The 13,220-nt window shown below is 70.0% G+C and carries 13 protein-coding genes; 7 read left to right on the top strand and 6 right to left on the bottom strand.

Translation table 11 applies throughout. The features are described from left to right. Positions 1–93 precede the first annotated feature (93 nt). From AOZ06_RS23090 to AOZ06_RS23070, 6 genes are all read right to left on the bottom strand, one after another. Positions 94–2,655, bottom strand: a complete 2,562-nt coding sequence (locus tag AOZ06_RS23090) for a winged helix-turn-helix domain-containing protein (RefSeq protein WP_054291313.1) — start codon at positions 2,653–2,655, stop codon at positions 94–96. Between the two features lie 213 nt (positions 2,656–2,868). Beyond that, entirely contained in the window at positions 2,869–4,689 is a 1,821-nt protein-coding gene (locus AOZ06_RS23085; protein WP_054296844.1) for a glycoside hydrolase family 15 protein, read from the bottom strand. Positions 4,690–4,700: 11 nt separating this feature from the next. Further along, entirely contained in the window at positions 4,701–6,032 is a 1,332-nt protein-coding gene (locus AOZ06_RS23080) for a dipeptidase (protein ID WP_054291312.1), read from the bottom strand. After that, positions 6,032–6,961, bottom strand: a complete 930-nt coding sequence (locus tag AOZ06_RS23075; protein WP_250637102.1) for an APC family permease — start codon at positions 6,959–6,961, stop codon at positions 6,032–6,034. Before AOZ06_RS23075 ends, AOZ06_RS23080 begins: the two co-directional genes overlap by 1 nt. An 11-nt stretch (positions 6,962–6,972) precedes the next feature. After that, positions 6,973–7,380 carry an amino acid permease gene (locus AOZ06_RS61130; RefSeq protein WP_250637101.1) on the bottom strand — a complete coding sequence of 136 codons (408 nt, stop codon included), beginning with the start codon at positions 7,378–7,380 and terminating at the stop codon, positions 6,973–6,975. 83 nt (positions 7,381–7,463) lie between these two features. Then, complete coding sequence (locus tag AOZ06_RS23070; protein ID WP_054291311.1) at positions 7,464–8,726, bottom strand: APC family permease; 1,263 nt, start codon at positions 8,724–8,726, stop codon at positions 7,464–7,466. Positions 8,727–8,951: 225 nt separating this feature from the next. Here AOZ06_RS23070 and AOZ06_RS61300 point away from each other — a divergent pair, with 225 nt between their 5' ends. From AOZ06_RS61300 to AOZ06_RS23040, 7 genes are all read left to right on the top strand, one after another. Next, positions 8,952–9,086, top strand: coding sequence for a hypothetical protein (locus AOZ06_RS61300; protein WP_257721480.1), 135 nt, complete (start codon positions 8,952–8,954; stop codon positions 9,084–9,086). Positions 9,087–9,169: 83 nt separating this feature from the next. After that, entirely contained in the window at positions 9,170–9,931 is a 762-nt protein-coding gene (locus AOZ06_RS23065; protein ID WP_054291310.1) for an ANTAR domain-containing protein, read from the top strand. Beyond that, on the top strand, positions 9,931–10,596 hold the full coding sequence (locus tag AOZ06_RS23060) for an MBL fold metallo-hydrolase (RefSeq protein ID WP_054291309.1): 666 nt from the start codon (positions 9,931–9,933) through the stop codon (positions 10,594–10,596). Before AOZ06_RS23065 ends, AOZ06_RS23060 begins: the two co-directional genes overlap by 1 nt. Before the next feature lie 8 nt (positions 10,597–10,604). Next, positions 10,605–11,027 carry a DUF7144 family membrane protein gene (locus tag AOZ06_RS23055; RefSeq protein ID WP_054291308.1) on the top strand — a complete coding sequence of 141 codons (423 nt, stop codon included), beginning with the start codon at positions 10,605–10,607 and terminating at the stop codon, positions 11,025–11,027. After that, complete coding sequence (locus AOZ06_RS23050) at positions 11,024–12,076, top strand: AI-2E family transporter (RefSeq protein ID WP_236952350.1); 1,053 nt, start codon at positions 11,024–11,026, stop codon at positions 12,074–12,076. Before AOZ06_RS23055 ends, AOZ06_RS23050 begins: the two co-directional genes overlap by 4 nt. Then, positions 12,073–12,570, top strand: coding sequence for a DUF1269 domain-containing protein (locus tag AOZ06_RS23045; protein WP_054291307.1), 498 nt, complete (start codon positions 12,073–12,075; stop codon positions 12,568–12,570). Before AOZ06_RS23050 ends, AOZ06_RS23045 begins: the two co-directional genes overlap by 4 nt. Positions 12,571–12,667: 97 nt before the next feature. Continuing rightward, complete coding sequence (locus tag AOZ06_RS23040) at positions 12,668–13,183, top strand: pyridoxamine 5'-phosphate oxidase family protein (RefSeq protein ID WP_054296842.1); 516 nt, start codon at positions 12,668–12,670, stop codon at positions 13,181–13,183. Positions 13,184–13,220 lie beyond the last annotated feature (37 nt).

The following is a 13,220-nucleotide window of genomic DNA, read 5'->3' as shown; positions in this document are numbered from 1 at the left end:
CAGGCGTCCCCTCTTGTCAGACCGTGTACTCCTCAGTGGTCGGGCGAACCCGGCGCCGGGTTCCCGGGAATTGTGCCCGGCGCCACCGCAGTGTCACAGCAGGCCCCGTTCACGAGCGACCGCGATGGCGTCGCGCCGGTGCCGGACGTCGAGCTTGCGGTAGATCCCGCGCAGGTGGGTCTTGACGGTGTTCACCGAGACGAACAGGTTCCGCGCGATCTCCTCGACCGTGCGCATCGACGGCAGCTCGGCGAGCAGGACCTGTTCCCGTTCGGTGAGCCCGTCGGCGAGGTCGGGCACACGGGCCGGGAGCGCTTCGCGCACGCTGGTCGCGAACGTCTCCAGCCTGCCGAACCGTCCGGCTCCCCTGGCGAGCAGGACACGCACGAAGTGCCCCGCGTCGCGAAAGGGCCTGCGGGCGTCGTGTGGTGCCGCGAGCGCGAGCGCCTGGCACAGTGCCTCGTGGGCGCGTTGGCTTTCCTCCGCGCGGTCGGCGAGGTGTGCCTCCAGCAGCCAGGCCTCGACCACTGTCGACCCCACGATGGTGCGTACGTGCCCGGCGAGCAGCGGCGCCAGAGTCCGCCGGGGCGCCCCTTGCTTTCCCTTGTGTGCCTGGAGGATCGCGCGCAGCAGGTCCTGCTCGCCACAGCGGATGCCGATGTTCTCGACCTCGTCGAGGACCTCGAGAGCCCACGCGTACTCCCCCACACGCAGCGCCATCCGTTGCCGTGCCGGTGCCGAGTAGGCGACCATCGCGGGCGAGACGTCCCGCACGGACCCCCTCTGCCAGTGTTCGCGCAGCGCGGCCACGACCTCGTGCGGGTCGTCGGCCGTGTCGAACTGCACCATCGCCCGCAGCGTGTAGGCGCACAGCTCGATGGTGGCGTCGGTGTGCGCGGGCATCAGGTCGATCGCCAGCGCGGCGAGACCGCGTGCCTTGTCGTCCTCAAGCCTTTGGTAGGCAGCGACTCCGTACAGCGCGTACGCGTAGACCCCGCGGGAACTCTCGACCCAGCCACGGGATCGCGCGAACGCGAGCGCGGCCGTCACCTGTTGGTCCATTCCCGCCAAGTCACCTCGTGCCGCCGTGACAGCGGCCAGGTGCACCCGGCACTCCAGCGCGACGGCGTCGCGTTGTTCGCTGGTGGCCATGCGAAGCGCCCTGCGTAACGCCGTCTCGGCGGCGCGCTGACGCCCGAGCCACGCCTCTGCCACACCCCGGTTCAGGGTGGCCAGCAGGTCGAGGTCGAAGTCCCCGGTCCGGCCCGCGTGCGAGGCCCGCAGGACGGCCAGTGCCGAGCCGGCGTGACCACGCAACCGCGCCGCGTGCAGCTGGACGGTCGCGTGCAGGGCCCTCAGCCGGTGTGTCCGCAGTGGATGGACCGAGTTGCCGATCCGGCGCAGCCGCCGGTCGGCCTCGGCCACGTTCCCGAGGTCGAGCGCGGCGGCAGCCGCCACGAGGGCCACCGACGGGCGGTTGAGCACGGGCTCCGGGATCTGCCGCAGGATCCGGCACAGCGCGGCTGACTGTCCTTTGAGGATGCGGCCGAGCCCGGACCTGGCGACCAGGTTCGCGGCCAGTTCGTAGTCGGCCGCGTTCACGCTGTGCTCCAGCGCCCGCAGCGGATCCCCGTTGCCGACCAGCCAGGTCGCGGCGATCCGGTGCTGCTGCCGCAGAGCCGAGAACCGGCGGCGGCCGAGCTCGGCCCGCAGGTAGCCGCGCAGCAGCGGGTGGTAGCGGAACCTGCATTGCGTCGCGTCCACAGTCGACGTCAGGATGTTCGTGCGCTCCAACCGGTCGATCACCTGCCCGGCGTTCTCCATCCCGGACAGCTCGACCGCTAGTTCCGCCGAGAACACCCGGCACACGCACGTCGCCAGCATGAAACGCTGGACCTCGTCCGGTTGCCGGGCGAAGACCTCCCTCAACAGGTAGTCGGCGACCACGCGGTCGTCCCCGGCGATCCGCGGCGGCGCCGAATCCGCGACGGTCAGCGAGGCGAACCGCAGCCCCGCGGCCCAGCCCTCGGTTCGCTCCATCAGCTCGGCGAGCCCGGCCGGGGTCAGCGTGATGCCCTCCCGCGTGTACAGCAGGCGGGCCTCGTCGGCGGTGAACGTCAGCTCCTCCGGCCCGATCTCCCTGAGCCTGTTCGCCAGCCGCAGCCGCGGCAGGATCAGCGGAGGCGGGAACCGGGCCGAGAGCACGACCCGCAACGAGGCGGGCAGGTCTCGCAGCAGGAGGTTCAGCGTGCGCACCGCCGCGGCCGAGTGGATCTCGTGCACGCCGTCGACGACGAGCACCACCGGGTCCGGCTCCAGTTCGAACTCCGCGACGACCGCGTTGACGAGCCCGGCGTACGCCCCGCCGCGCGGGACGGCCGACTCACCCAGCGGACGTGAGCCGCTTTCGCGTAGTGCCTGGAGGACGACCGGCCACAGCACGGTGGGATCGTTGTCCTCACTGTCCACCGACACCCACGCGACCCGCGTCTCCCGGCGTTCGGCAAGGCGCCGCGCCCACGCCGCGAGCATGGTCGTCTTCCCCGCTCCCGCCGGTCCGCAGACGAGTGTCACCGGTGGGGTGGCGTCACCGCCGAAGACCGCCGCGTCCAGCAGGACATGGAGCCGGTCGCGGATCAGCGTGGTGGGTGGCACATCGGGAATGGTGGTCCGAGCGGCGGGCACGTGCCCGCCGCTCGGCCGCTTCCCCGGTGCGCCGGATCGGTCTGTCGATCCCGTCAACTGCATTCTTCTCCCCGATGCTGTCTGCTGGTTCGTCGTCCCCGACTCGAAAGGTCCACTTGTCTAGCAGTCAGCGAGCGCGGCCCACTTCGTCCGCTGTGGGTGATTCCGCTGTCAGGCCGCCTGTCACGTCCACTGTGGAGCGATACCGTCCAGTGCGTTGCCGAGCGTGATCGCGGCGTCGATCAGCGACAGGTGGGTGAACGCCTGCGGGAAGTTGCCGAGCTGCTCACCGGTCGGGCCGATCTCCTCGGCGTACAGGCCGAGATGCGTGCTGTAGGTGAGCATCTTCTCGAAGACCAGACGCGCCTTGTCGACGTATCCGGCCATGGCCAGCGCGTTGACGTACGCGAACGTGCACAGCGAGAACGTGCCCTCCGAGCCGCGCAGGCCGTCCGGTGCGGCGCTCGGGTCGTAGCGGTAGACCAGGCTGTCCACGACCAGGTCCTCCTCCATCGCGGTGAGCGTGGCGAACCACTTCGGGTCACGCGCCGAGACGAACCCGACCTGCGCCATCCGGAGCAACGAGGAGTCGAGCACGTCCGAGTCGTAGCGCTGGACGAACGCGCGGCGGCCGGGATGCCAGCCGCGGTCCCAGATCTGCCGGTAGATCCGGTCCCGGTGCACCCGCCACCGGCCGGACTGCCCCGGCCGCCGCAACGCCTCCGACAGCCGGATCCCGCGGTCGAACGCGACCCAGCTCATCAGCCTGCCGTAGGTGAAGTCGGCCCGGCCGCCGCGCGTCTCCCAGATGCCCTCCTCCGGCTGGTCCCAGTTGTCGCCGAGCCAGTCGAGCACGCCGCTGAGCGCCTCCCAGCCCTGGTGCGCGATGGGCAGGCCGTGCTGGTGCGCGTGGTGGACGCTGTCGAGCAGTTCGCCGTAGATGTCCAGCTGGAGCTGGCCGGCGGCCTCGTTGCCGATCCGCACCGGCCACGAGCCCCGGTAGCCCTCCCAGTGCTCGAGCGTCTGCTCGGTGAGATCGGCCGAGCCGTCCACGCGGTACATGATCCGCAGCTCACCCGGCCGCTCCTGGTAGCGACCGGCCAGCCAGCGCGCGAAGTCCGCGGCTTCCTCGGTGAACCCCATGCTCAGCAGCGAGTAGACCGCGAACGACGCGTCGCGGACCCACGTGTAGCGGTAGTCCCAGTTGCGCAGGCCGCCGATCTGCTCCGGCAGTCCGGCCGTCGGCGCCGCCACCATGGCGCCGGTCGGCGCGTAGGTCAGCAGCTTCAGCGTCAACGCCGAGCGGTGCAACGTCTCCTGCCACCGGCCGCGGTAGGTCGACTTGGCCAGCCACGTCCGCCAGAACCGGACCGTCTCGTGGTACAGGTCCTCGATCTCGGCGGGGCGGATGGTCCTGGGTGGGCCGTCGGCGTCGGATTCGAGTACGAACCCGCGCACCTCCCCGGCGTTCAACGCGATCCGGCCGCGGACGGCGTTGTCGTCGCCGACGCGGACCGCGGCCAGCCGCGTGTCCCCGGGCTCGCGCACCGCGTGCAAGGTCAGGGTCAAGGTCCCGCTGTCGAACACGACGCCGTCGTCGGTCAGATGGGTCCTGTGCAGCAGACGGCCGTAGTCGAACCGGGGCGCGACCTCGACGTCGAAGTCGATCTGCCCGCGCACGCAGCGCAGCATCCGCACGAGCCGGTGGTTGCCGGTGGCGCGGGTGAGTGGCGCGGGTGGCATGAAGTCGACGAGTTCGCCCGTGCCGGACTCGGTCATGAACCTCGTGATGAGCACGGCGGTGTCCGGCAGGTAGAGCTGCCGCACGCGGTAGTCGCCGGTCACCGGGCGGATCCGGCAGTGGCCGCCCTGCTCGTGGTCGAGCAGCGAGCCGAACACGCTCGGCGAGTCGAACCTCGGGCAGCAGAACCAGTCGACGGTGCCGTCGGCGCTGACCAGGGCGGCGGTCTGCAGGTCACCGATCAGGCCGTGGTCGGCGATCATCGGGTACGCGGTCACTGACGGCTCCTCGGGTAACGGGACAGGAACAGGGTCTCGGCAAGTGCCATCCGCGCTATCTCGCCGGGATCGACGCTCTCGTTGGGGGCGTGGATGAGCGCCTGCGGTTCCTCGACACCCATCAGCACCAGTTCGGCGTCGGGGAAGCACTGGGCGAGCACGGTGCACAACGGAATGGATCCGCCTTGGCCGAGCTTGACCGCGGGCCGCCCGTACGCCTCCAGCATCGCCCTCGCGATCGCGTTGTGCGCGGGGCCGCCCTCGGCGGCCCGGAACGGCGCGCCCACCGCCTCGGTCTCGACCTCGACCCGGGCTCCCCACGGCGCACTGGCGTGCAGGTGGTCGACGAGCGCCTGCTCGGCGAGGTTCGGATCCATGCCGGGCGGGATCCGGAGGTTCACGCGGGCGGCGGCTTCCGCCGCGATCGCGGCGGACGATCCGATCACCGGCGGACAGTCGATCCCGAGCACGGTGACCGCGGGACGCGCCCACAGCATGTCCGCGATCCCGCCGTCACCGAGCAGATCGACGTCGTCGATGACACCGGCGTCGGCACGGAACCGTCCCACCGGGTACGGCTCGCCCGACCACCGCTGGTCGTGTCCGAGACCGATCACGGCGGTGTTGCCCTGGTCGTCCCGCAACGTCGCCAGCATCGCCACCAGCGCGGCCAGTGCGTCCGGCGCCGGACCACCGAACATGCCCGAATGCAGCGACGCGGCCATGGTCCGCACCCGCACGACGACGTTCACCATGCCGCGCAGGCTGACTGTCACCGCCGGGTGCCCGACAGCGGCGTTTCCCGTGTCGCACACCAGGATCGTGTCCGCGTCGAACAGCTCGGGCTTGTCGCGGACGAGGTTGGCCAGCCCGTCGGTGCCCAGTTCCTCGGCGCCTTCCACCACCAGCCTGAGGTTCACGGCCGGTTCGTCCAACGCCCGCAGTGCCGTCAGGTGCATGACGATGTTGCCTTTGCAGTCCGCGGCTCCGCGGCCGTACCACCGGCCGTCCACCCGGGTCAGCTCGAACGGCGGGGTGCGCCAGGCGTTCGCGTCCACCGGCTGGACGTCGTAGTGGGCGTACAGGAGCACTGTGGGTGCGTCGGCACGGGCGCAGGGCCGCTCGCCGACCACCGCCAGGCTCCCGTCCGTGGTGCGTTCGAGCCGCGTGTCCGTGAAGCCGACTTCCGTGAACCTGTCCGCGACCCACCGCGCGGCGCGGTCGCATTCCGACGGTGACGCACCCGCGACCGACCGGATCGCCACGAGTTCCTCCAGATCCGTCCAGGCCAGGGACATCAGTCCGGCCACCCGGTTGCGCATGTCCATCACGCTTCGGCCTCCGGTTGTTTCCACGAGGGTTTGCGGGACTTGTAGAGCAACAGCGGAACGGCGATGCCGAGCCCGAGCGCCCCGGCCGCGACGATCAGGACGTACGTGCCCGCGTCGCCCGAACCGAACTGCGACGGTGGGACGAACCCGACCAGCAACGCCGCCAGCGACGCCGCGAAACCGACGCCGCAGAGCCCGATGAGCATCGGTGCCCGGTAGCCGCGGGGGTGGTCGGGTTCCTTGCGGCGCAACCGGACCGCGGCCACGAACAGCAGCAGGTACATGATCAGGTACACCTGGGTCGTGATCACCGAGAAGATCCAGTACGCGCTGGAGACGTCCGGGATGAACGCGTACAGCAACGCGATCACCGTCGTGATCAGGCCCTGCACGACCAGGATGTTCTGCTGAACACCGTGTTTGTTCAGCCGCTGGAGACGGGGCGGCAGGTAGCCCTCCTGCCGGGAGATCAGCAGCAGTCCCTTCGACGGCCCGGCCAGCCAGGTCAGCATGCCGCCCAGCGACGCGGCGACCAGCAGGATCCCGATCACCGGGGTGAGCCACTGCCAGCCGAACTGGCCGAACACCGTGTCGAACGCCTGCATCACGCCCGCGGTGAGCGACAGCTGGTCGGCGGGCACGACCCAGCTGATCGCCAGCGCGGGCAGGATGAAGACGACCAGCACGAGGCCCATCGCGAGGAACATCGCCCTGGGGAACTGCCGGGCCGGTTCGCGCAGCGACGACACGTGCACGGCGTTCATCTCCATCCCGGAGTACGACAGGAAGTTGTTGACGATCAGCACCAGACTCGCCAGCCCCGTCCAGGCGGGCAGGAGGTTGCCCGCTGTCATCGGCGCGGCGGAGGCGTTGCCCTGCCCGAGGAACACCAGCCCCAGCACGACCAGCAACGCGCCGGGCAGCAAGGTCCCGATGATCAGGCCGCCGCTGGCAGTCCCGCGACGCCCTTGGTCCCGCGCGACGAGATCCAGACCCCGGACCAGTACGCCACGACGATCACCGCGGCCGTCCACACGCCGTTGCCCGCCAGCGACGGGTCGATGACGTACGCCAGCGTGCCGGCCACGTAGCCGAGCAGGCTCGGGTAGTAGAAGATCGTCATCGCGAACTGGCACCAGACGGCCAGGAACCCCAGCGGTTTCGAGATCCCCCTCGCCACCCAGTTGTACACGCCGCCGCTCCAGCCCGACGCCAGCTCGGCCGACACGAGCGAGGTCGGCACCAGGAAGACGATCGCCGGTATCAGGTACAGCAGCACACAGGCCAGGCCGTACACGGCCATCGTCGGCGACGGCCGCAGACTCGCCACCGAACTCGTTGTCATCAAAGCAAGGTGATCCAGGAGATCCACGTGCGTCTCTGCATGGCGCCCAGACTTCCGGCCATCCCGGCGCGGCGGCTCGTCCGTCACGGGTGAGAACGGCGCAACCACCGCCACACGAGGTCCATCGCGACCGCGAGGACGACGACCCCGGCCATCGCCACGAGCGTCGCCGGTTCGGTGCGCGCGGTCTGCACGGCGAAGACGATCAGGACCAGTGCCGTCAGCGCGATTCCGGCGACCAGGGGCCACGCCCGCGAGCCGGTCGCCGAGCGCAGCCGGAACGCGGCCACGGACGTCACCAGGAAGATGATCAACGCGACGGCGCTGCCCAGCGACGCGATCGCGGTCAGATCGACCAGGTTGGCCATCAGCAGCACGACACCCGCCGAGATCACCAGGCCCCGCGTGCCACCGATCCGCGCACGGCTGCCGAACACCTTCGGGAACGTGCCCGATCCCGCCAGCTCCGCGGTGGACCCGGTGGCGGCGAACAGGTTCGCGTTCACCGACGACGCCGTGCCGAGCATCGCGACCAGGGCCATCATCATGAACCCGGCCGTCCCGAGTGCGGGCTCGACCGCCACGGCCAGCGCGGTCTCACCGTTCTCGACGACCTGCGGCACGGTCAGCGTCCCGAACACGCCCAGTGCGATCAGGACGTACAACAGGATCGTGATGCCCAGTGACAGGTACATCGCCCGGGGCAGCGAGCGCGCCGGATCCGGCAACTCCGCGCCGGTGAAGCTGACCACGGCGAACCCGAGGTAGGCGAAGAACGTCAGCGCCACACTGGACACCACGTGTACCGCCGGCGGATAGGTCGACGGCGCGAGCAGCGACAGGTCGATGCCGGCGAACGTCACCACCACGAACACCGCGAACACGGCCAGCATGACCACGACGACCACCGTTTGCAGCCGGTCGATGGACGTGGCACCGGCGATGTTCACGACCGTGGCGACCACGACCACCGCCGCGGTCAGCACCCTGGCCCAGCCCGGTGAACCGCCGGTGAACAACGCGGAACCGTAGTGCCCGAACGACACCGACACCATCGCGGTGACGATCAACGCGGCGAAGTACAGCAGCCACGACGTCACCGACGTGATGTGCCCGCGGCCGAAACCCTTGAGCAGATACGTGACTATCCCGCCGGAGGACGGGTACCGCGCACCCAGTCCCGCCACGGCATACCCCTGGAGAAGTGCGATCACGCCGGCGAGCAGGAACGACAACCACACCGCCGAACCGGCTGTCGCACCCGCCTCGCCGAGCAACGCGAAGATTCCGGCGCCCACCATCGAACCGATGCCGAGGAACGCGGCGCCGCGGACTGTCATCCCCATCCGGCCTCCTTGTGGTCGGGCACCGACGTTATGGCGCCGCGCGGCGCGGGCGGATCGCTCGATCGGGGTGAACCGCGCGGCGACTCACCCGGATCGGACGAGGAACCCGCCCGGGTGTTGCCGTGATCCTGTTGCCAGGCAACCAAAGGAGGCGCCGAGATGTCCGAAGGCAGGCCAGGGCGGCGACGACTTTTCATATCAGGGCTCCTCATCGCGCTCATCCCGATGACCTCGGCGCCGCACCGGGAGTCGCTGTGCGAGCCCGGCGACTCGATCGGCGGTTCGCTGGTGTGCGCGCCGATCGAACTGGTCCGCGTCTTCGGGCCGGTGCTCCGGCACCTGGTGCCGTCGGGACGGTGATGCGCTCATCCGCTCCGGGTGACGCGCGACCGCCCGCCGCCACAGCACATTCGACCTGTCGCGACCGTGCACGAGGAGGACCAGTGAAAGTGAACGACGTACGGCTGGAAGATCTGATGTCGGACGTGCTCGCCGGGATGGCGCAGGAGCTGCCGTGGCTGCTCGGCGCGGACATCATCGCCTTCCGGCAGGAACGTCCCATCGTCTACGCCACGTACGGCGTGGGGACCGCGTTGCAGGACGTCCAGGAGCACATCCAGGCCGGACCGACCCGGGTGGCGGCCACCACCGACGGCCCGGTCATGAGTGACAACCTGTGGCACGACAGGCGATGGACGGCCCTGGACTTGTCGCGGACCAGTGCGCTGTACCCGCAGCACGCCCGGCTGCTGCCGAAGGTGAACGGCGTCGCCGCGCTCCCCGGCCTCCAGGACGACAGCGGCCAGGTCGTCATGACCACGTACCTCGGTGAAGCACCGAACGACACCGTGCTGGACACGATGGCCCGCTACGAACGGCTCGTCACCGCCGATGTGGCTGTGCTGTCCTCGTTCTCCGGCACGGACCAGCGCACCGCGCGCGTACTGACCGCGCTGCACCGCCGAGACGTCATCGAACAGGCGAAGGGCGTCGTGATGGCCACCTGCCGCACCGACCACACCATGGCGTGGCTGCTGCTGCAGGACGCGTGCCGCCGTGCCGACACCAACCTCAACGCGCTCGCCGCGGAACTGGTCAGGCACGTCCGCTCCGAAACGGACACGCCGGGCGAGTCGGGAACCGGGCGCGCGGCCGGTGAACTGTGGTCGGCGCTCCGGCACATCCACACCACGGCCGGTATCTGATGTCCATCGGAGCGCGCAGCAAACCGCGCCTGTCCGTCCGGCGCATCGCGGACCTGCCGGTGTGGGTCCTGCGGTCGAGCGACGCCCGGCCGCTCAACAGCGTCGTGGTCGCGGGCCGGCACGGCCTGATCCTGATCAACACCGGGCCCAGCGCGAAGCACGGCAGGGCGATCAGCAGGCAGATCGCCGACCTGACCGGCGACCCGGTCACCACCATCATCTACCCGCACCACCCGACCGCCGACTGCCGCGGCACCAGCGCGTTCGCCGACCACCACGACGCGCGACTGGGCAAGGTCGTGATCCTCGCGTCCGGCAGGCAGGCCGACGGCCACACCGACGTCGCGCCCAACCTGGTGATCGACCGGGAATGCGTGCTGAACCTGTCCGGAGTCACCCTCAGGCTGCTGCCCGCGGCGGTGGGCAGCGTCGGCGCGACCAACATCTACCTCCCCGAACACCGGGTGGCGATGATCGCCGACGAGCCACGCATGTGGGCCCGCCCGCTCCGGCAGACCACGACCACCCCGTTCACGCACGCCGTGGGCTGGTTCATGCGCTTGCGCGTCGACCACCTGCTCGGCAGCCACATGCTGCCGTTGTCGGGCCCCGAGGTGAACCTCGTGCTGCGCGGCTACCTCGACCAACCACCCGTCCGACCCTAGGAGACCTGATGACCGACTACCCGAAACGACGTGCGGACAGCCGGATCACCGTGTGGTCCGGGTGGATGTGGTTCGCCGCCATCGTCATGGTGCTCACCGGGATCTTCAACGCCGTCGAAGGGCTCGTCGCGCTGCTCGACCGGGCGTTCTACGTGTCCAACGGCGACGACCTGATCCTGTTCGACCTGACCACGTGGGGCTGGGTACACCTGCTCGTCGGTGTGCTGGTCCTGTCGGCCGGGCTGTCCCTGCTGACCGGCGCGGTGTGGTCGAGGGTCGTGGCCGTCGCGGTGGCGTCGGTGAACGCGATCGCCCAGATCACGTTCGTCTCGGCGTACCCGGTGTGGTCCACGATCGTGATCGCCTTGTCCGTCCTGGTGATCTGGGCGATCGTCGTACACGGCAGGGACGTGACGGACGAGATGCCGTGACCGCGGCGATGCCCCGTGCCCTCGTCCTCCTGCTGGGGGCGGCGGCGACCGTGATCACGGTGGCGGGGCTGAAGTCGATCGCCTGGCTGGCAGCGCCGGTGCTGCTCGCGCTCGTCATCGTGATCGCGGTCAGCCCGGTGCACCGGTGGCTCAGACGCGTGGGTCTGCCCTCGTGGGCAGCGACATCGGTGCTCGTCGTGCTCGTCTACGGCACGCTGGTCGCGTTCGCGGTGGTGACGTTCGTGTCGCTGGCCCAGCTGGCGGCGACGCTGCCCAAGTACGCCGACCGCTTCGACGGCGTCGTCGGTGACGCGACGCGGGCGTTGCAAGGTATGGGAATCGCGCCCGAGCAGGTCCGTGACGCGATGGCCGGCGTGGACCTCGGCAAGATCATCCCCTACGTCGGGGCGATCGTGAAGGACCTGACCGGCCTGACCACGAGCCTGGTGTTCCTGCTGGCCCTGCTGCTGTTCATGAGCATCGAGTCGACCGGGGTGGACGTCCGGCTCGCCGACATCGGCGCCGACCGGCCGCGGATGACGGCCGCGTTGCGGACGTTCGCCAAGCAGACCCGCGGCTACCTGGCCGTGACGACGGTGTTCGGGCTCATCATCGCGGTCCTCGACGTGATCGCACTGGCGTTGCTGGGAATCCCGCTGTCCGTCCTGTGGGGACTGTTGTCGTTCGTGACCAACTACATCCCCAACATCGGGTTCCTGATGGGCGTGATCCCACCGGCGGTGCTCGCGCTGCCGGTCGGCGGGTGGCAGCTGACGCTGGCCGTGGTGCTCGTCTACTGGGCGGTCAACTTCGTGGTGCAGTCGATGATCCAGCCGATCTACGTCGGCGACAGCATCGGCCTGTCGCCCGTGATGACCTTCGTGGCCCTGGTGTTCTGGGCCTGGGTGCTCGGGCCGCTCGGTGCCCTGCTGGCGATACCGACGACGTTGCTGGTCATGGCGCTGCTCGTGGACACCGATCCCCGCGCGGGCTGGGCGACGGCCCTGACCCGGCACATCAAGCGAACGAAACGAAAGGACAAGGCATGACCACACTGACAGTCTGGCGTTTCGCCAATCCCGACGGAGCCGACCGCGCGGCGGGGATCCTGTCGCGCCTCGCGCAGGACAACCTGATCACCGTGCACGACGCCGCCACCGTCTCGTGGCATCCGGGCGCCAAGAAGCCGAGGACACGCCAACTGCACACCCTGGCGGGATCCAGTGCCCTCGGCGGCGCGTTCTGGGGCATGCTGTTCGGTCTGATCTTCTTCGTTCCGCTGCTCGGCGCGGCGGTCGGCGCCGCGGTCGGCGGGCTCACCGGCGCGCTGACCGACGTCGGCATCAACGACGAGCTGATCCGCAGGCTGCGCGACGACGTCGTGCCGGGCACGTCGGCGCTGTTCATCCTCAGCTCGGACGCGGTTCTCGACAGGATCAGGACGTCCTTCGAACCCGAACACCCCGAACTGGTGTTCACCAACCTCTCCCCCGCGGAGGAGAACCGCCTCCGTGAGACATTCGGCGAGGAGCAGCACATCTAGTGGCCCGATGCGCTGGGTGCCGGGCCGGCGCACAGCGGATTGAAACCGGATGTCGATGTGCGCCCGGCTCGTTCGACGCACAGGTATGACTGACACCATGAACGAGCCCATCTCGACCCGCAACCTCGACAACTACGGGTCCCCGGAGCTGCCGTGGAGCCGTCCGCGCGAGGCGCTGGCCACCCTCACTCCCACGGCTGACCTGACGTTCTTCGTGGCGACGGTGCGACCGGACGGACGGCCGCATTCGGCGGGCGTCGGCGCCGTGTGGGTGGACGACGCGCTGTACTTCAAAGGCGGGCCGAACACCCGCAGGTCACGCAACCTGGCGGCGAACCCGGCGTGCAGCGTGTCCGTGCGCCTCACCGGCATCGACCTGGTGCTGGAAGGCGAAGCGCACCGGGTGACCGACACGGAGACCCTGGAGCGCGTGGCCGCCGTCTACCGCAGCGGCGGCTGGCCGGTTTCGGTGGACGGCGACGCGTTCACGGCCCCGTTCAGCGCACCGAGCGCCGGACCGCCGCCCTGGCACCTCTACCGCCTCACGCTCCGCACCGCGTTCGGTGTGGCCTCCGCGGAACCCCACGGCGCCACCCGCTGGGACTTCGGCTGAGCACGGCGGTCGTGGGGACTGCCGGGCGCAGTCCCCA

This window comes from Kibdelosporangium phytohabitans (assembly GCF_001302585.1).
In the GTDB taxonomy this organism is placed as follows: domain Bacteria; phylum Actinomycetota; class Actinomycetes; order Mycobacteriales; family Pseudonocardiaceae; genus Kibdelosporangium; species Kibdelosporangium phytohabitans.
This window is presented reverse-complemented; position numbering and strand designations above follow the sequence as displayed.